A 19,952-nucleotide genomic window follows, 5' to 3' on the forward strand; every position below is an offset into this window, starting at 1 on the left:
GTTTATTTTTTAAGGTCGAAATATTATGAAGAATACGCCACACGTTTCAATAATCATCCCAATCTATAATAGAGCTAAGTTAGTCCCAAGGGCTATAAAAAGTGTGCTTAATCAAACCAGGGGTCACTGGGAGCTAATATTAGTGGACGATTGCTCTACTGATAATATTGATGAAGTGATTTCGACATACGATGATGAACGAATAAAGTTTTTTAAATTACCGGTGAATAAAGGTAACGCGGGAGCTCGTAATGAAGGCGTAAGACAAGCTACAGGTGAGTTTATTTTTTTTCTTGATAGTGACGATGAGATGCACCCCACAACTTTAGATTTTTTTTTAAAGAAGTATATTGAAAACCCTAAAATAGATTTTGCATTTGGAGCTTACCAAACAAAGAATGAGGTTACAGGAGAAATTACAGAAGTATTTTGGCAGCCCAAAGAGAATGTTCCTTTTATTAAAGAACTAAAAATAGGTACAGGTTGCGGTTTGTTTGTACAAAAAGATATTTTTGATAAAGTAGGGCTGTTCGATGAGCGACTAAGAGTAGCTGTAGATACCGATTGGCTTATAAGACTCGATAATTTAGGTTTTAAACCTACCTTGTTAAAGGATATTCTGGTAACAGTAAATATTCACAAAGGAGAAAGGGTAAGAAAAGATAGAACAAATTTACTAAATGCCTATAAGATTATTTTTCAAAAAAATAGGCAACTCATTTTTCAAGATAACTTTTTAATAAAAAAATTTTTATATAAACTGCAATGGCTTAGTTATCATTCGAAAAACCTTAAAGCTGGAAATTCTTTTTTTTACAAACAAATAGGTAGTAAAACGCTAACCTTAAAACCGTTCGTAGCTTTTCTTATCTATAATATTTTGCCTTTGGAAACAGCAAAAAAAATTCATTTAAAGATAAGTGGTTCAAATATTTAAATTTCAGTGTTTAGATTATTACTATTCGTTAATTTGAAATGTGTTACAATTTTTAAATTGTTAATTTTGCAAGCCATTTAATAACCAGTCAATTAAGATTAATTTGAAGAATAATATTAAATCTTTATGCATCTTAGCGTATCATACTGTACGTGATAGCAAGAATTTTGAGGCACATCTTTCTTATCTCGAAGAAAACTATTCTGTTATTTCCGTGGAGCAATTAAGACAGTTCATATGTAATAAAACTAAGCTTCCTAAGAACCCTTTAATTATCACTTTTGATGATGGTGACTTGAGCGTTTATGAAAATGCTTTGCCGCTTCTAAAAAAATATAGACTGCCGGCTACTTTATTTGTAGTAACAGATTTAATTAATAGTCACAAACCATTTTGGTGGGAGGAGATTGAATATTATTTAGGGAAAGAAGAGGGGAATAAAAAAGTATGGGAAGTTAAGGATTGGAAGAATATAGAACTGGAAAAGTTTTTGTTGGAATTGAGAAAACAATCAAATAAACCTGCAATGAGATGCCAACAATTATCTACGGCACAATTAAAGGAAATGCAGGCTTCCGGGTTTACCATTGCAAACCACTCCCATACGCATCCTATGTTTAATAATTGTACACGGGAAGAATTGGAGGCAGAGCTTAAAAATTCAAAAGGGCAGTTGGAGGAATTGGGTTTTACTCCAGATATTTTTGCTTATCCCAACGGTAATTATTCCCGTCTGTCGGAGACGGTATTGGAATCTCATCAAATTAAGGTGGCTTTCTTATTTGATCATAAAATTAATAGGGGCAAAATAAATCCTTTACGTATTTCCCGTCTGGCGGTAAATGATCATACGCCGCTTTGGAAATTAAAACTTATTTTAAGTGGTTGGCATACTAAAATACTACCAATTACCAGGACCTTAAGTAAACTCAGAAAAAAATAAAATGAAAATATTATTCGTTATAAATAGTTTGGGCTCTGGGGGTGCAGAAAGATCTACAGAAGTTATTTGTGATCATTTATATGAAAAAGATATTCCTTTCGAAATTTTATGTTTGGATAAAAGAACGATTGGTGTTCAGGAAAGAATGCAAGAAAAGGGGTATTCCATAAACTTTATTCCTTCCGGTAACTTTATTAAGCAGACTAAATTCATTGCGAATTATATAAAAAATGGTGATTTCAACCTTGTGCATAGTATCCTCTTTCGGGCCAATTTAAGAACCAGGTTTGCAAAATTATGGGCTAAATTTATCCATTTGGAAAGTTTAGTAAATACCACGTATAGTGAGGAACGTCTAAAAGATAACAAGGTAAATCAAACGGGCTTAAAAATTTATAAATTCATAGATCAAGTTACTGCAAGAAAATATGTAGATCATTTTCACAGTATTACAGAAGCTGTTAAACAGCATTATATTGAGGAAGTGGGATTGAGTCCTCATCGGGTAACGGTAATTCCCCGGGGCCGTAAACCCATTATAGATTCCTATGAAAAAAGAAATCTTCAAGAGCCAATTCAGTTAATTAATGTAGCTCGTCATGAATTCCAGAAAGGTCAAATTTATTTAATAAAAGCGGTAAAAAAGTTAGTCGATAAAGGTTACAATATAGAGTTGCGATTTTTTGGAAGGGATGGAGCCGCCACTAAGGAGATGAGTGATTATATTGATTCTAATAATTTAAATGATTATATTTTCCTTGAAGGCTTTAAAGACAATGTTTCAGAATATCTTTTAGAATCACATCTATTTGTTTTCCCATCGTTGTACGAAGGTTTAGGTGGTGCATTAATTGAAGCCCAGGCGGCCGGTTTACCTGTGGCGTGTAATGATATCCCTGTATTACACGAGGTGGTAGAGGAAGGTGTAAACGCTAAATTTTTCGATGTACATAATGAAGAGACTATAGTTAAGGCGATAAGTTTTTTTATTGAAAATCCGGAAATACGAGAAAAATATGGCAAGGCAAGTTTAAAAAATTTTTATGATAAATTTTTAGAATCCCGGAATAATGCCTTAATCCTAGAATTATATTCAAAATTATGCTCAAATTCAGGGAAATAGATTACAAAAAAGATATACCTGCTGTTGTTCAGTTAATTAATGAAGGCCTGGATGATACCTTTACAGAATCATTCTTTAGGTGGAAGCATGTTCAAAATCCTTTTGGTAAATCTTTTGGATTTTTAATAGAAGATGATGGAAGCATCGTAGGTTTACGAATGTTCATGTTTTGGAAGTTTAAAAAAAGTAAAGAATATAAAACTGCAATTCGTCCAGTAGATACCGTAGTAGATAAAAGGTATAGAGGAAAAGGCCTATTCAAGAAGATGAATTTGGTTGGAATAGAAATGTGCAAGGGTAAATATGATGTTATTTTTAATACCCCAAATCATAATAGTCTTCCTGGAAATCTAAAAATGGGTTGGAACATACTAGAAGATAGTCCAAAAGTAAAAATGGGTCTATTAAATCCTTTTTCTAAAAAAAAGGAAATTGAGAAGATAGAAAAGGGATCGTTTAACCTTAAAAGAAATTATGAAAGTTCCAGTTTAATGTGGCAAACCAATAAGACTGGAGAATTTCTTAAATGGAGGTATGAGGATAAAAAATATATATTAGTGCAATATGCCGACAGTTTTATGATTTTTTCATTGAAAAAAATAAAAGGTTTGAAAACAATTATTATTTACGAATTGTTGGGAGATTCAAAACAATTTCAAACGATGATAAATGCTACGGCAAAAAGAGAAAAATCATTTTTTATATATTTTGTAGATAATAAAGAATTCGAAAGAGTTAACTGTATTGCCTCTACAGTTAGAAAAAACGCGAATGTGGTATTTAAAAGTGACTCTGGGAATATTCAAAAAAACATCAATTTCTCACTGGGTGATTTAGAAAGTAAATTATAAACTATGAAAATCCTCCAGCTCATACAAAAACCTCAAAACAGGGGGGCTGAGACTTTTACCTGTCAGCTTTCCAAGCATTTAGTGAAGATGGGACACGAAGTTCGAATACTTGCCGTGTTCCCGGGAGAGGCTAAGCTAGATTGGGATCAAGAGATAGAAAACATAGGGGGCGCTACCGGTAATCGATTTCTCGATTATAAAGCCTGGAAAGCTTTGGCAAAAAATATAAAGGACTTTCAACCAGATATAGTACAGGCCAACGCTGGGGATACGCTTAAATATGCTGTTTTTTCAAAAAAAGTTTTTCGTTGGTCAGCGCCTATTATTGTACGTAATGCCAGTGAAGTAGGGCAATATTTGAAATCGGGTGTACAAAAAAAGCTTAATCATTTTTTATATAAAAATGTAAGTAGGGTGTTGTCGGTATCTCAGGCATCCAAAAAAGATATTATTCATCTGTTTCCTTTTTTACGAGAATGTACTTTCGTTCTTCCGGTGGGACTTGAGTCTAAAATACCAAAAACTATTAAACTCATGCCGCAGGAGGTAAAACATATAGCTCATATTGGTGGCTTTAGTTTTGAGAAAAACCATAAAGGTTTGCTGGAAATATTTCAATTGGTTATACAAGACGAACCTTATTTACACCTGCATTTAGTAGGGGATGGACCGTTGCGGTGGGAGATTGAAAACCTGGTAAAAGAAAAGGGATTGCAAGACTCCATAACTTTTCATGGTTTTGTAAATAACCCTTTAGATTTCTGTATGGCTGCAGATGTGCTGGTATTACCCAGCATTATTGAAGGTCTACCGGGGGTGCTTTTAGAAGCAATGTACTGTAAAACCCCGGTAGTGGCTTATGATGTGGGAGGTATCGGCGAAATTGTGAATAACGACACTGGTTACTTAATCAAAAAAGGAGATAAAAACAGTTTTAAAAAAGCTATATTGAAAGTTTTGGCAAACAAACCGAAGCGAAAAATAGAAAATGCTTTGAAAATGGTAAAAGAAAGTTATATAAATACTCAAATAGCTTTGGAGTTTGAAGCTGTATATAAAGATTTATTGAAGTAGGCTTCTTGAAGTTTTATTGTAACTTTATTGGCACCGCCAAAGGGTGGAATACCCCGAGGTAGTTTGCTTATTACTTATTTGTTTACCTTATAATTTTTTTATTAAAGGATCTGTCACACTGAAACCCACTACAAAAAAATAAATACGGTAGTATTGACGAGGGATCTAGATTGGAAGCCTAAAGAAAGCTGCCACGAATCCACGAATATTTAAAGTTTTATTTATTTTTAAGCGTGGAAACAGAGCGTCAACTAAAACGTTTATTGAGTTACTGGTACAATCTAAAATTGCAAAGACGGTGTCGGCTAAGTATCTCTAGCCTAAAAAAATAAATTTCTTGTGTAAGCCTGAGAATGAATTAACTTTGCGCTTTGATTTAAACTATGACAAAAATAAAAATTCTTCATATTATTAAATCCCTTGGCAGGGGTGGGGCTGAAATGCTGCTTCCTGAAACGCTCAAATTGCATAACCAGAAAAAATTTGATTTTCATTATATCTATTTTTTACCCTGGAAAGACCAAATGGAGTCAGCAATTAAAGATGCCGGTGGGAGAGTGACCTGTTTAGAAGCCAAAGACAATATCAGATTATTATCGCAATACAAAAAAATTATTGCTTATTGTAAATCGTATAAAATTGATTTAATTCATTGTCACCTGCCCTGGGCCGGTTTTGTAGGTAGATTGGTACATAAAAAAACGGGAATCCCGGTATTGTATACAGAGCACAATATGCAGGAACGCTACCATATAGCTACTAAAACAATAAACAAAATTACATTTAATTCCCAAAGCCTGGCCTTTGGAGTATCACAGGATGTTACTAATTCCATCAATAAGAATATTCAGCCAAAAATTCCGGTTAAAACATTACTAAACGGAGTTAATACCGAATCTTTTCAAAGTACCGGTATTTCTGAAATCAGAAAAGAATTAGGGATATCAAAAGACGCTATAGTGCTTGGTAATGTAGCCGTATTTCGTTTTCAGAAACGCCTGGTAGAATGGTTAAAAGTGATTAAGAAAATTAGGGAGCAGCATTCGAATGTTTATGGAATAATTGTTGGAGCCGGTCCCCTGGAAGAAGAAATAAAAAAAGAATGGAAAGACTTAGGCCTGGAAAAAGTGGTTTTCTTTCCTGGTTTAAAAACTGATGTAAAGCCTTATTTTGAGGCTATGGACATTTTTATGATGAGCTCTTCATTTGAGGGCTTGCCTATAGCCTTGTTAGAAGCTATGAGTATGGAATGTGCGTTGGTATCTACAGATGCAGGAGGTATTAAGGAAGTGATTAGAAATAAAAAAGATGGCCTGGTTGTTCCTGTAGATGAATGGGAGGAGCTTTCAGGTAGCGTTCAAAGCCTCATTAATAATCCAGAAGAACTAAACAGGTTGAAACTGGCGGCCAGGAAAAGGGTGGTAAACTCGTTTAGTCTTCAGCGAATGGTTGAGGAGTTGGAAAGTTATTATGTAGAGATGAGTGAGGAAGTTATCTAGTGATGAAGTAACTGGGTAAAATTAGAGGAAATGAAAAAGCCGTGATTTATCGAATTAACGAATCCCGAATTAACGAATTAACGAATTTCAAATGCAAATAAGAGAAGCCGATCATTCTGATATTCCTGGAATTTTAAGCGTACTAAAAGCCAGTTTAGGGGAAACCTCTTCTAAGAAAACAGAAGAAGTATGGCGCTATAAGCATATAGAGAATCCATTCGGGGAGTCTCTGGTATTGGTAGCTGAGGAAGAGAATAAAATTATTGGTGTAAGGGCTTTTATGCGTTGGAAATGGCAGCGTGAGGAAGAGGTATATAGCGCATTTCGCGCTGTAGATACAGCTACGCATCCTGGGCATCAGGGGAAGGGCATCTTTAAAAAGCTTACCTTAAAAGCTCTAGAACTGGGAAAAGAGCGTGGGGATCATTTTGTGTTTAATACGCCAAATTCCCAAAGTAAGCCTGGCTATCTTAAAATGGGGTGGAAAGAAGTTGCTAAACTAAAAATTGAGTTACGGGCTTTAAATCCTTTTAAAAAAAACAAGCAGTTTACTAATCAGGTCCAGGGGAAAATAAATTCTAGTGAAAATCTACTAAATCTGTTTTTTGAAAAGCAAAAAAAGACCAACCAACTTTTTACGCCTAAAAATATATCGTATTTAAACTGGCGCTATATCAATAATCCATTACAGGATTATGCCGTGATTTGTAATAAAGAATATTTTATTGCCGGTTACGTTAAAAAAAGAAATAAATTTAAAGAGTTTAGGTTGTCTGAAGTGATTTGTACTACAAATGGAAAAAAGGAGGCAAAAACAGCAATTTTTCAATTGACAAAAGCCTCGGGAGCGCAAGTGCTAAGTATTGCTCCTGCAAGCGGCATTCAATTTAAAACGGGTATTGCCGGGGATTTTGGGCCGGTATTAACCTATAAAGCTATAAATTTACATGCTCCCAAACTTTTAAACTTAGAAAATTGGACCTACAGCTTGGGAGACCTGGAATTGTTTTAGATTATGATAGGAGCAATAGTATTAATACTTTTTCTATTCCTGTTAAATCAGGGGCTTTTTAACAGTTTTGAGAAAAAATATCGATGGTTTTCCAAAAAACTGATGAATTTGCTCTTTTTATACCATCTCTTTTTTTTTGGTGTTTATTATACATACGCTTATTTTAGTCCATCAGATTCTAAACGTTATTACGAAAGACCACAAATGTTCGACTCATGGTGGGAATATTTTGGTACCAGTACCACTTTTATAGATTTTATGAGCTGGCCTTTTATTAATGTGCTAGGCTTTAGTTATGAAATGATGATGGTGCTTTTTGCCTGGTCTGGCTATATTGGTTTTGTATATGCTTATCTATTTTTCCGGGAAAATATACCTATTAAAATTAAGGTGTTTAATATAGACTTCCTTACACTTATTCTTTTTCTGCCAAATATGCATTTTTGGACAGCATCTTTGGGGAAAGGAGCTCCTATTTTTATGAGTTTAATGATGTTTGCTTATGCTGTTAAAGATCCCAAAAGCAGATGGGGTACATTATTAATAGGTTCATTAATAACTTATTATATTAGACCCCATGTTTTTTTATTTGTTGCAGCGGGAACCGTTTTGGGATTTATGACCGGAAAAGAGAAAATTGCCTTTTGGAAAAAACTAGTAGTCTATGTAGGAATGATTGGGAGTTTACTTATGGTGCAAGATACAATATTAGGTATGGCTGGGCTTAACGAATCGGAGGATCTGGTTGAAGGCTTTACTGAGTTCTCTGAAGAAAGAGGAGGGGAACTTGCCAAATCTGGTTCAGGAGTAGATATGGCCAACTATCCATTACCGGTTAAACTATTTACCTTTTGGTTTCGTCCTTTGTTTTTTGATGCTCCCGGGGTTTTGGGACTTATTGTGTCGGTAGAAAATTTAATTTATCTACTCTTGTTTTTTAAAATAGTAAAAGGAGATTTTCTTAAGTTTTTAAAAAAGTCTCCGATTAGCGTTAAAATGAGTTTGACCACCTTTTTTTTAGCCTCGATCGCCATGGCTTTCGTTATGTCTAACCTGGGAATTATCATGCGTCAAAAGTCTATGGTGATGTACTTCCTATTCTTTGTAATTTATTATTATTTGGCGCAAAAAAAGTATGATAAAATATTAAAAAAACGCAGATTACTAAAAAGAAGGCAGAAGGCAGAAGAAGCGGATTTAGTTGCGCAATAAAGAATAGAAAATGGTTAATTGGGATTAGGGATTTGTTAATTTGGGAATTGGAAACTCGTAAATCGAAAATAGTTAATCCGGGATTTGGCAATCCTTAATTTCGAAATTTGTAATGTAAGAATAGATGAAGTTATGCTTAAGCTGGGATAGAAATAGATAAAAGACAATAAAGCCTAAATTAAAACTTCTCAATTATAGCTATTAAAGATTGCCGTTTAATCGAAACTAACATAAGTCCAACCCGCGGCCAACCAATAAACGAACTAACGAATTAACCAATCAGCCAATTAATAAATTCACCAACTAACTAATAAACGAACAACAAATGCAAGGTGCCTTAGTAATTTCCCTGGATTTTGAACTTTTATGGGGAGTGTTTGATAAAGTAGACTGGAGGGAAAAAAAAGAGTATTTTCAAAATACCCGTAAAGTAATTCCTGAGATGCTTAAGCTATTTGAAAAATATGAAATTTCCTGTACCTGGGCTACCGTAGGGATGTTATTCAACGAGAATTGGGACGAATGGAATGAAAATATACCTAAAATTGTACCTGCTTATAACAATATGGAATTATCGGCATATCAATATGGTCAATCTATTCAAAGCAAAGAAACCGAAGCACTTTGTTTTGCACCGGAACTTATAAAATTTATTGCTGAAACTCCAAATCAGGAGATAGGAACCCATACCTATTCCCACTATTACTGCCTGGAGCCGGGTCAGGGTCGCGAGGCTTTCAAAAGTGATTTAAAGAGAGCGATTAGGTTTGCTGAAAAACAAGAAATTGAAATGCGTTCCCTGGTGTTTCCCCGTAACCAGTATAATGAAGATTATCTAAAAGTATGTGCTGAATTAGGGATTGCCAATATAAGGTCTAATCCTAAAGACTGGTATTGGCAGGATACCCAAAAGGATAGTCTGGCGCAAAAAATTTTTAGAACCGGAGACGCCTACCTTGGGCCTTGTAATAAGTCGTATAAAAAGGAAGAAATCTTTCAAATAGAATCTGGAGTTGTCCCGCAAATGGCTAGTAGACTTTTGCGTCCCTACAGCAGCATGAATACACTTAATAGTTTAAAATTAAAACGTATTATTTCAGAAATGGAAAAAGCAGCCAGGAAAGGTGAAATTTATCATCTATGGTGGCATCCGCATAATTTTGGAAATAATCCGGAAGCAAATTTAAAAGATTTGGAACTTATTCTTTCCAGATTCCAGATTTTAAGAGATAAATTTGGGTTTCAATCAAAGGATATGTTTAAAGTAAATAATAATATATGCCCAAAAAACTAATCCGTATCACCACCATCCCACTATCCCTGGAAAAACTCCTGGAGGGACAACTAACCTATATGAATCAGCATTATAAGGTTACGGCAGTGGCTGCTGAGAAAGAACGACTGGAGAAATATGCGGAAAACAATAGCGTACATACTTTTTGGGTAGAAATGACCAGGGCTATTACCCCGGTGCAGGATATAAAAGCAGTTTGGAAATTATATAACTATTTTAGAAGAGAAAAACCTGAGATTGTTCATACACATACGCCTAAAGCGGGAATTGTGGGAATGCTGGCAGCAAAGATGGCGGGAGTACCACTTAGACTACATACGGTCGCCGGTTTGCCACTTATGGAAACTACCGGTAGTAAACGAAAGATTTTAAACTTGGTAGAAAAGTTTACCTATAGTTTAGCAACAAAAGTTTATCCTAATTCCCGGGGTCTTCGGGAAATTATCCTTAAAGAGGGCTTTGCCAAAGAAAATAAACTAAAAGTACTGGGGAAAGGAAGCTCAAATGGTATCGATACCCATTACTTTGATCCTAATCAGTTTGATGAAACCCAAAAAAGGAATAAAAGATTGTCGCTGGGTATTCCGCAGGAGGATTTTGTTTTTATTTTTATAGGAAGATTGGTTAGTGAAAAAGGAATCAACGAATTGGTAACCGCGTTTACAAACCTACAAAAGCAGCAACAAAACAGCACATTGCTATTGGTTGGGCCTTTTGAAAAAGCATTGGATCCCTTAAAAGAAGAAACCTTTAAAACAATTCAGCAGCACGAAAAGATAGTTACTACGGGATATCAGGAAGATGTAAGGCCTTATTTTGCCATTGCAAATGCCCTGGCATTTCCCAGTTACCGCGAGGGTTTTCCCAATGTGGTAATGCAAGCCGGTGCAATGAACCTTCCGGCAATAGTGAGTGATATTAATGGTTGCAACGAAATAATTGTAGAGGGAATTAATGGGGTAATCATTCCGGTTAAAGATGCTTCAGCTCTTTTAAGAGCGATGCAATTATTGGTTGAAAATGATAATTTTACTGAAAGACTGGCTTCAAATGCGCGTACAGAGATTTGTAAGTATTATGAACGCAAAGAATTTTGGCAAATTTTGTTAAAGGAGTACAAAATATTAGAGAAACTGTATATAAAATCATAGTTTTGCTCGGCTAAAAAAAAATGGAATTATAAGGTCTAAGGCGTTCGTATGTATAAACACTTTTTTAAAAAAATATTTGACTTTTTTATTGCTTTTACGGCATTATTAGTGTTTAGTCCGTTATTGATTCCAGTTACAATTTTATTAGCTTTGGCCAATGCAGGAAAACCCTTTTTTTTTCAGAAAAGACCGGGAAAAAATGGACAGATTTTTAATATTGTCAAGTTTAAAACCATGACAGATGAACGGGATGCTGAAGGAAACTTGCTCCCGGACGAAAATAGGTTAACTGTCATTGGGAAATTTGTAAGAAAAACTTCCATAGATGAGATTCCGCAGCTAATTAATGTGTTAAAGGGCGATATGAGTTTAATTGGTCCAAGGCCCTTATTGCCGCAATATTTAAGTTTATATTCAGAAAGGCAGAAAAAAAGACATGATGTAAAACCTGGGATTACCGGTTGGGCGCAGGTAAATGGTAGAAATGCCATTAGTTGGACCAAAAAGTTTGAGTATGATGTTTGGTATGTTGAAAATTTATCTTTTGCATTAGATTTAAAAATTATTTTTAAAACAATAAAGAAGGTGTTGATTTCTGAAGGAATAAACACAGCAAATATGGCTACTACGGAAGCCTTTAACGGTAAGAATTAAAGATGAATATTTACGGAGCCAGTGGTCACGGAAAAGTGGTTTATGATATTGTAAAAAGCAGGAATCTTCAAATAGATGCCATATTTGATGATAATGTGGAAATTAAAAAATTTCTTGGCCTAAAGGTAACGCATAAACCTACCGAAGATCAGCTTGCCAGCCCTTCTGTTTTTGCGATAGGTGATAATATGATAAGAAAATCGGTTGCACGTAGGTTTACCGGGGCAATAGCTGAAGCACTTAGTCACACTAGCGCAATAATTTCAGACAATATTAAAATGGGAGCCGGTACTGTGGTCATGCCCGGGGCTATCATTAATTCAGGTTCAAGCATAGGAGAACATTGTATTATTAATTCTGGTGCGGTTGTTGAACACGATGTGCAGCTTGAGGATTTTGTGCATATAGCACCCAATACCGTAATTACCGGTAATGTAAATATTGGTGAAGGTACTCAGGTGGGTACGGGGGCTTCGGTCATCCCGGGGGTGAAAATTGGCAAATGGGCGTCTATAGGTGCCGGTGCCGTAATTATTGAAGATGTTCCAGACTTTGCCGTTGTTGTTGGCAATCCGGGAAAAATTATAAAATACTTGAATGAATAAAGATAAAATCTGGTTATCCTCTCCACACATGGGAGGAACTGAGCAAAAATTCGTCAATGAGGCTTTTGAGCAGAATTGGGTGGCTCCATTAGGGCCTAATGTGAATGGCTTTGAAAATGATATTGAAAAATTTTTATTTAGTAAATCTTCTAAAGAAGGTGCTGTAGCGGCTTTAAGTTCCGGTACAGCAGCTTTGCATTTGGCTTTGGTGATGCTGGGTGTAAAAGCAGGCGATGAGGTGCTTTGTCAAAGTATGACCTTTGCTGCTTCGGCAAACCCCATTGCTTATTTAGGTGCAACTCCTGTGTTTATCGACAGTGAAGAAGAGACCCTGAATTTATGTCCTAAACATTTAAAAAGGGCTATTGAAGATAGAATTGCCAAAGGAAAAAAACCAAAAGCAATAATAGCCGTGCATTTATATGGGATGCCATATCAGGTAGATAAGGTTAATAAAATTGCTTCAGAGTTTGATATTCCGGTTGTTGAAGATGCCGCTGAAGCTTTGGGAAGTACTTATAAAGGAGAGAAGTGTGGAACTTTTTCTGAATATGCTATTCTTTCTTTTAACGGAAATAAAATCATTACCACTTCGGGAGGTGGTGCCCTCATTACTAAAACCCCCGCTGCTAAAGAAAAAGCGGTTTTTCTTGCCACACAAGCCAGGGATACTGCACCTCATTACCAGCATAGCGAGATAGGATACAACTATAGATTAAGTAATATTTCGGCAGGAATTGGGCGTGGCCAAATGCAGGTAATAGATAAACGGGTGCGTGCACGAAGAGAAATGCATGATTTTTATGTAGATTTGTTTTCTGAAATTGAAGGGGTTAAAGTTCATAGTGCTCCAAACAATGACTTTTTTTCCAATCATTGGTTGAGTGTTGTAAGTATTGATAAAGAGAAAACCGGTGGAATAGGTCGTGAAGATTTGCGTTTGCATCTGGAAACTTTAAATATAGAAAGTAGGCCTTTATGGAAACCCATGCATTTGCAACCTGTTTTTAGAAACGCAGCTTTTTATGGAGATGGCATAGCAGAAAACTTGTTTGAGAACGGACTTTGTTTGCCTTCGGGATCTAATTTGTCTCAGGAACAAAAAGAACGAATTAAAAATGGAATTTTGTCCTGCTTAAAAGAATATAAATAAACAACCTGCGAGGTATTTTAGTAGATACTATAAGCAGTTTTTGACATAGAGCCAGGCCTCAAAAGTAATTAAATCTCGATGCACGAGTAGATAATTATGGGAGATAAATTAAGTAAAATATTAAGAAATATATTATCGGGAACCGATAATGCTCTCGATTTAAGGAATATAAAGTATCTGCCCAGGTGGGCAGTTTATTTAATAGACCTTTCCTTGGTAGCCATATCTACCATGTTCACGGTTTTAATTATTGTGGACCTTACCCCAAATTATTACACCATACTTAGTTTTTATGATAAGGCCTTTATCGTAATAGCGGTTCATATTTTCTACTTTTATGTGTTTAAAACCTACGCGGGGATTATTAGGTATTCTTCCAACATAGATGCACTAAAATTGCTTTTAGCAACCATAAGTTCATTTTTTACTTTATTGCTTATTAATTATGTAAGTTATTTTGCTATAGGAGAGAAAATATTTTTGATAGGTGGCTTATTTATTAATTTATGTGCCTCTTTCTCCCTACTGTTTTTATTCAGATTAGGTGTAAAACAGATTTACGAATATTTTAAACTGGTTAGTAGGGATGAAGATATTCTAAAAGCCGTTATACTAGGGGCAGATGAAAATGCGATTTCCATTGCCGGGGCTTTAGATATTGAAATTCCCAGAAGGTTTAAAATAGTTGGTTTTCTAACCAATGAAAAGCACAATAAAAGTATTAGGTTGTTGGATAAGCCGGTAGTGAATTATTCAACTAAAATTCATAAAGCGGTTCAGTCTTTAGATGCAGATGCCATTATACTCTCCGAAAATAATTTTACTGCCGAGCAAAAGTTCAATTTTGTAGAAGATTGTCTTGAAAATAATATTAAGGTGTTTAATGCTCCAATAGTTTCTACCTGGAGAGAAGACGAGCAACCTATTGCTAAGAAGGTAAAATCCTTGCAAATTGAAGATCTTCTGGAGAGGGAACCTATCAGACTTCACCCTGAAAATAAAATAGAACAGTTAACCGGTAAAACTATTTTGGTAACCGGGGGAGCCGGTTCTATAGGAAGTGAAATTGTAAGGCAGGTTGCCCAGTATAATCCGAAGAAATTGATTATTCTAGACCAGGCAGAAACCCCGCTACATTCATTAAGTCTTGAAATAAATGCAAAGTTCCCTAATTTGAATTGTAAATTCATTATTTGTGATGTAGGTAACTTTAAGCGATTGGAGCTTATGTTCCAAAACCAGGGAATAGACGTGGTATACCACGCTGCAGCCTATAAGCACGTGCCTTTAATGGAAGAAAACCCACACGAAGCGGTTTTTGTTAATATCCAGGGAACAAAAAATCTTGCCGATCTTTCTCTAAAATATAACGTATCACATTTTGTGATGGTGTCTACAGATAAAGCAGTAAACCCCAGTAACGTGATGGGGGCTTCAAAAAGAGCTGCCGAAATGTATGTACAGTCACTTTATCACTCAAAAATAAAGGAAGATTCAAACACAACTAAGTTTATCACTACCAGGTTTGGAAATGTACTGGGCTCTAATGGTTCTGTAGTTCCTCTATTTAAAAAACAAATAGAAAGAGGAGGGCCGGTAACCATTACGCACCCTGATATTATTAGATATTTTATGACGATCCCCGAGGCTTGCCAGTTGGTTCTTGAGGCCGGAGCTATGGGGAAAGGAGGAGAGATCTTTATTTTTGATATGGGAGAACCGGTAAAAATTATGGATTTGGCCATAAAAATGATTAAACTTGCCGGCTACGATCCAAATAAAAATATTAAAGTGAAAATCACAGGTTTAAGACCCGGTGAAAAGCTTTACGAAGAGCTACTTAATGATGAATGTAAAACACTTCCAACACACCATAAAAAAATTATGATTGGACAGGAAGTGGTACGTGATCACGAACAAATTAAGGAAAAGATAGAAAAGATTATTAAATCGGCGAATTCATTAAAAGCTGAGAAAATGGTTAAAAAAATGAAAATCCTTATCCCTGAATTTAAGAGTAACAATTCATTATTTGAAAGCCTGGATACAAAAGAAGAAGTAATAAGTGAATAAAAGAAACTGCATGTATAAATCAATAAGGAAAGCTTTATGTTTTCTTTTCTTAGGTATTATAGTGACTAGCTGCGCCACAAAAGATCAGGTTGTTTATTTTAACGAGGTTGAGAATTTAGAAGGTGAGGTAAACCTTTTGGAGTATGAGCCTAAGATTGAAAGAAACGATGTCCTAAGAATTAATGTTTCTTCTTCTTCGGTAAACGAAGAACTAGTACAACCCTTTCAAAACAGTCAGCAAAGACAGGGAAGTAGTGGCGGTGGACAAAACCAATCACTTTCCGGTTATTTGGTGAGTCCGGAAGGAACGATCAATTTTCCTGTACTCGGAAGTGTAGTAGTGGAGGGGTTAACCCGTACGCAGATACAGGAAAAACTAGAAAAACAGATTTCAGAATATGTAAAAGATCCTGTGGTAGATGTTAGAATTGTGAATTTTAGTGTGACGGTTTTAGGCGAAGTAGGTTCACCGGGGCGTGTTCAAATTACCGATGGTCGAGTAACTATGCCCGAACTCCTGGCTATGAGTGGCGATATTACCTATACCGGAAAACGTCAAAATATAAGGGTTATAAGAGAGGTAGACGGTGTAAAATCGGTTGGATTTATAGATATGACTGAAATTGATCTTTTTAAAAGCCCCTATTTCTATTTAAAACAGAATGATATTGTATATGTTGAGCCTACGTATGCCAGAATGAAATCTGCAGGTTTTTTTGGTAGCCCAGGAGCTATTTTAGGACTTGTTAGTTCAACCCTGAGTTTAATTTTTATATTCACACGATAGATGGAAGAATTAAACGATTTTAACGAGGAAAGGGAAGAGTCTACTTTTGACCTAAAAGCCGAACTATATAAGTATTTAGCTTATTGGAAATGGATATTGTTTGGTTTTCTTATGGGTGGTCTTATTGCCTATCTTTATAATAGATATACCATTCCAAAATATAGAACGGGAGCTACAATGATGATTGTAGATGACCAGGAAAAGAATGCAATCAATGCAACTCCATCAGGTGGAGGAGCTATTTTTTCTTTACAGGATGATGGTATTCAAAATCATATTGAAAAATTAAGATCTAAACAGCTCGTAGAGAGTGTTGTTGATGAATTAGATCATAATATTAGTTATTTTATTGAGGGCAATGTAATTGCCGTGGAAGCTTATAAATCAAGTCCGGTATTAATTGAATTTATTACCCCGGATAGTTTAGTGCATTCAGTTTCCAAAAGTTTAGTCGTGACTCCAACCTCTGATACTTCCTTTATGTTGGAGGAAGAAGCCAGTGGTTATTCAAAAAATCATAGTATTGGAGAGGTGATTAATCTTGATAATCTGCAATTTACTATTTTACCAAAATCTGGCGAAGAGGAAGGAACTTTTAGAAAAACCAGTCCGGTTACGATTAAAATACAATCGCTTAGGTCTGTTGCTGCTAATTATATAGGTAAACTTCAAATAGCTCAAAAAGGGCAGGCAAAAGACATTTTAGCTCTAAGTTTAGTGCAGGAAATACCCAAAAAATCCGAAGATTTTCTTGCTAAATTAATGGAACGTTTCAACGAGGAAGGCGTTAAAGATAAACAGGAGGTGGCAGAAAACACAACGAAATTTATACAAGACAGGTTGGAGATGATTACCACCGAATTAGATTCGGTTGAAGTGAATATTGCCGATTTCAAAAGGGAAAATCAAATAATGGATGTTAGTAGTGGTGCATCCCAATTCCAATCTAAGTTTACCGCAGCCGAACAGGAAGTTTTTAATTTAGAAACACAGCTACAACTTTTAAATTCGGTTGAGGATTTATTAAAAAGCCAGGGAAATTATGAATTACTTCCCGATGTAGGAATTAGTGAAGGAGGCGTTTCGGGGTTGGTAAATTCATATAACAGTCTCGTGATGGAGCGCAATATGTACCTCGAGGGAGGTACAGAACGTAACCCTGTGGTACAAACTTTAACTCAGCAACTCGATAGTTTAAGAAAAAATCTTTTTGAAAATATTGAAAGCACCCGGCGTTCAATTAATGTAAGATTAAGGGAGCTTAACCAAAGAGGGAACATGGCTCAGGGCCAGTTTAGTAATTTCCCCGGTTTGGAAAAGGGCATGAGAAGCATTGAGCGTCAGCAGCAAATAAAAGAGCAACTATATCTATTCCTTTTACAGCGAAGAGAAGAGGCGGCTATTTCATTTGCTGCAACAGCCTCGGTGGCAAGGGTTGTAGATGCGGCTTTTACCAATAATGAACCTGTAGATCCTAAACCCTGGCTTATTTTAGTGGGAGGGTTTTTAATTGGTTTAATTATTCCAATTTTGATTATTCTTGTTAAAAACCTCCTGGATACCAAAGTTCATCATAAGGGTGAGCTAAGCGGATTAACAAAACATATTCCATTTATTGGAGAAGTACCGCGGGTGGGTAAAGAGCAAAACCAACGAATAGAATTAAACGACCGGACTCCGCTGGCTGAATCTTTTAGGATTTTGCGAACAAATTTGGCTTATTTATTTCAGAATAAAAACAAGGACAGGGGAGAGGTGATATTTGTGACCTCTACTATAAAAGGAGAAGGAAAAACTTTTATATCTTATAATATGGCACGTACCCTGGCTAGTACCGGTAAAAAAGTGTTGCTGGTAGGTGCTGATATTCGGAATCCGAAACTTCATAGATATGGAGAAATTAGCGATACTGCTCCAAAAGGTCTTTCCGATTATCTGTACGATTTGGATGTGACCGAAAAAGAAATTATTTCGGTGGAAAAGGAGGCTGGTATAAAAGTGGATATGGTGCTTTCAGGGCCTATTCCACCTAACCCGGCAGAATTGCTAATGAACGATAGACTGGAAAGTTTATTGGAGTATGCCGCCCAAATTTACGATTTTGTATTGGTAGATACCGCCCCAACCATGATAGTAACTGACACACTATTGATTAGTCCTTTGGCTGATACAACTTTGTATGTAGTGCGATCTGATTTTACCGATAAGAAAATGTTGGATTTCCCTAAAGAACTAAAACAACAGGGCAAGCTTAAAAGTCCTGCTATTATTCTTAACGATGTAGATTATTCAAAGTTCTCTTATGGAGCTAATTATGGCTACTCGTATGGCTATGGATATGGTTATGGTGTAGATAAGGACTCTCGCTGGCAGCGAATAAAGAATAAAATGTCTGGAAGTAAATAAGGGTTTTCAGGCTATATTTTTTGAATATCTACAAAAAGTAGTCGTACTTTAAGAGGCTAAAGTTACCTTGAACTGGTTTTAAAGCTAGCCGACGCCACAGGAGTGGAAAGTCGAAGTGCCTGGTCGTAAGTCACTAGATTTGATGTTTTTAAAAAGCCGGCTTCGACCTTCCTAATATTCGTCCTCCCGGCCGTCTATTCGGGCTCAGCCTGACATCGCTTTGATTCTTCGCCTGCTATGCCTTCAGAACAAACTTTTCCGCATTGCAGTTGGGTGAACCTACATTCCTGGTTTCTGAGAAGCTAATTATTAAAACGTATTGTCACACTCAGCCGACGCCACAGGAGTCGAAAGTCGAAGTGTTTTGTAGTTAGCTATCTTAGTTTTATATCTAATTATAGATTCAAATTTTTATTGAAATAAGGCTTTGGATTTTTCAATTATAGGCTCCAGGGCAGAAACTTGCTTTTTATTTAATTTTATATTTCCAATTTTTTCCAGGTGTTCCATTCGGTGTGCGTCGCTACTAATAAAATCTATCATTCCGTTTTCAAATAGTTGAAAGGCTTTTCTCTGTATACTGCTTCCATAATGAGAACTTAAGGACAGCATGTTTAATTGAAAATCACAGCCTCTTTCTTTTAGATCCTTATATTTGCTAAAATTGCTGTCGTGATAAAAAGCATAACGTTCTGGGTGTGCAAGTATTGGTCTTAAATTACTATTCTGTATTTTAAATAAGATCTCGGTTAAATTTATTGGAGCCTGGAAATAAGACATTTCTACTAAAACATAATTACTTGTAACTGGCAGTACCTTGTTTTTTTCCAGTTGCTCTATGAGATACAAGTCCATCATATACTCACCTGCTGCCTTAATAGAATTTCCTTTGGGTAATGCTTTCTTTACTTTTTCTAAAGCCGGGAAAATGGTTTCAGGGGTATTTTGATAAAATTCGCCCATCACGTGCGGGCTGGCTACAAAATTTGTGACCCCATATTCATTAAACTTCTGAATCATAGCTATAGAATCTTCTACGCTAATTGCTCCATCGTCTATGCCCGGTAATAAATGGTTATGAAAATCGGTAAAACCGCCCAACAAATCGGCCAAAAAAAATTTTTTCTGAAAAATAGATAGCATTTCTAAGTTTTAGAAGTATAAAATTACATAATTTT

The 19,952-nt window shown here is 35.8% G+C and carries 17 protein-coding genes; 16 read left to right on the forward strand and 1 reads right to left on the reverse strand.

What is annotated here, in order from left to right:
• The first annotated feature begins 25 nt into the window (after positions 1–25).
• The 16 genes from I6U50_RS07000 (at position 26) to I6U50_RS07075 (ending at position 18,774) form a co-directional block, all read left to right on the forward strand.
• On the forward strand, positions 26–937 hold the full coding sequence (locus I6U50_RS07000) for a glycosyltransferase family 2 protein (protein WP_198638323.1): 912 nt from the start codon (positions 26–28) through the stop codon (positions 935–937).
• Positions 938–1,040: 103 nt separating this feature from the next.
• Complete coding sequence (locus tag I6U50_RS07005; RefSeq protein WP_198638324.1) at positions 1,041–1,880, forward strand: polysaccharide deacetylase family protein; 840 nt, start codon at positions 1,041–1,043, stop codon at positions 1,878–1,880.
• A 1-nt stretch (position 1,881) separates the two neighbouring features.
• Positions 1,882–3,003, forward strand: a complete 1,122-nt coding sequence (locus I6U50_RS07010; protein ID WP_198638325.1) for a glycosyltransferase family 4 protein — start codon at positions 1,882–1,884, stop codon at positions 3,001–3,003.
• Positions 2,982–3,854, forward strand: coding sequence for a GNAT family protein (locus I6U50_RS07015; protein ID WP_198638326.1), 873 nt, complete (start codon positions 2,982–2,984; stop codon positions 3,852–3,854). The genes I6U50_RS07010 and I6U50_RS07015 overlap by 22 nt, the downstream gene beginning before the upstream one ends.
• Before the next feature lie 3 nt (positions 3,855–3,857).
• On the forward strand, positions 3,858–4,928 hold the full coding sequence (locus I6U50_RS07020; RefSeq protein WP_198638327.1) for a glycosyltransferase: 1,071 nt from the start codon (positions 3,858–3,860) through the stop codon (positions 4,926–4,928).
• A gap of 383 nt (positions 4,929–5,311) precedes the next feature.
• On the forward strand, positions 5,312–6,427 hold the full coding sequence (locus I6U50_RS07025) for a glycosyltransferase (protein ID WP_198638328.1): 1,116 nt from the start codon (positions 5,312–5,314) through the stop codon (positions 6,425–6,427).
• A 91-nt stretch (positions 6,428–6,518) separates the two neighbouring features.
• A complete protein-coding gene (locus I6U50_RS07030) occupies positions 6,519–7,439 on the forward strand; it encodes a GNAT family N-acetyltransferase (RefSeq protein ID WP_198638329.1) in 921 nt (306 codons plus the stop codon).
• Positions 7,440–7,442: 3 nt separating this feature from the next.
• Positions 7,443–8,651 (forward strand): hypothetical protein, encoded by a 1,209-nt coding sequence (locus I6U50_RS07035; RefSeq protein WP_198638330.1) that lies wholly within the window; start codon positions 7,443–7,445, stop codon positions 8,649–8,651.
• Between the two features lie 325 nt (positions 8,652–8,976).
• Entirely contained in the window at positions 8,977–9,945 is a 969-nt protein-coding gene (locus tag I6U50_RS07040) for a polysaccharide deacetylase family protein (protein ID WP_198638331.1), read from the forward strand.
• Positions 9,930–11,096 (forward strand): glycosyltransferase family 4 protein, encoded by a 1,167-nt coding sequence (locus tag I6U50_RS07045; protein ID WP_198638332.1) that lies wholly within the window; start codon positions 9,930–9,932, stop codon positions 11,094–11,096. The genes I6U50_RS07040 and I6U50_RS07045 overlap by 16 nt, the downstream gene beginning before the upstream one ends.
• A 48-nt stretch (positions 11,097–11,144) precedes the next feature.
• Positions 11,145–11,750, forward strand: coding sequence for a sugar transferase (locus I6U50_RS07050; protein WP_198638333.1), 606 nt, complete (start codon positions 11,145–11,147; stop codon positions 11,748–11,750).
• Positions 11,751–11,752: 2 nt separating this feature from the next.
• On the forward strand, positions 11,753–12,355 hold the full coding sequence (locus tag I6U50_RS07055; RefSeq protein WP_198638334.1) for an acetyltransferase: 603 nt from the start codon (positions 11,753–11,755) through the stop codon (positions 12,353–12,355).
• Complete coding sequence (locus I6U50_RS07060) at positions 12,348–13,508, forward strand: DegT/DnrJ/EryC1/StrS family aminotransferase (RefSeq protein WP_198638335.1); 1,161 nt, start codon at positions 12,348–12,350, stop codon at positions 13,506–13,508. The genes I6U50_RS07055 and I6U50_RS07060 overlap by 8 nt, the downstream gene beginning before the upstream one ends.
• Before the next feature lie 96 nt (positions 13,509–13,604).
• Complete coding sequence (locus I6U50_RS07065) at positions 13,605–15,581, forward strand: polysaccharide biosynthesis protein (RefSeq protein ID WP_198638336.1); 1,977 nt, start codon at positions 13,605–13,607, stop codon at positions 15,579–15,581.
• Positions 15,582–15,591: 10 nt separating this feature from the next.
• On the forward strand, positions 15,592–16,368 hold the full coding sequence (locus I6U50_RS07070) for a polysaccharide biosynthesis/export family protein (protein WP_198638337.1): 777 nt from the start codon (positions 15,592–15,594) through the stop codon (positions 16,366–16,368).
• Positions 16,369–18,774: a GumC family protein gene (locus I6U50_RS07075; protein ID WP_198638338.1), complete on the forward strand. Its 2,406-nt coding sequence runs from the start codon at positions 16,369–16,371 to the stop codon at positions 18,772–18,774. It abuts the gene before it with no gap.
• Between the two features lie 411 nt (positions 18,775–19,185).
• Here the strand turns inward: I6U50_RS07075 and I6U50_RS07080 are convergent, their stop codons facing one another.
• Positions 19,186–19,917 carry a tyrosine-protein phosphatase gene (locus I6U50_RS07080; protein WP_198638339.1) on the reverse strand — a complete coding sequence of 244 codons (732 nt, stop codon included), beginning with the start codon at positions 19,915–19,917 and terminating at the stop codon, positions 19,186–19,188.
• Positions 19,918–19,952: the final 35 nt, after the last annotated feature.

The sequence above is a fragment of the Salegentibacter maritimus genome, from assembly GCF_016236975.1.
GTDB lineage: Bacteria > Bacteroidota > Bacteroidia > Flavobacteriales > Flavobacteriaceae > Salegentibacter > Salegentibacter maritimus.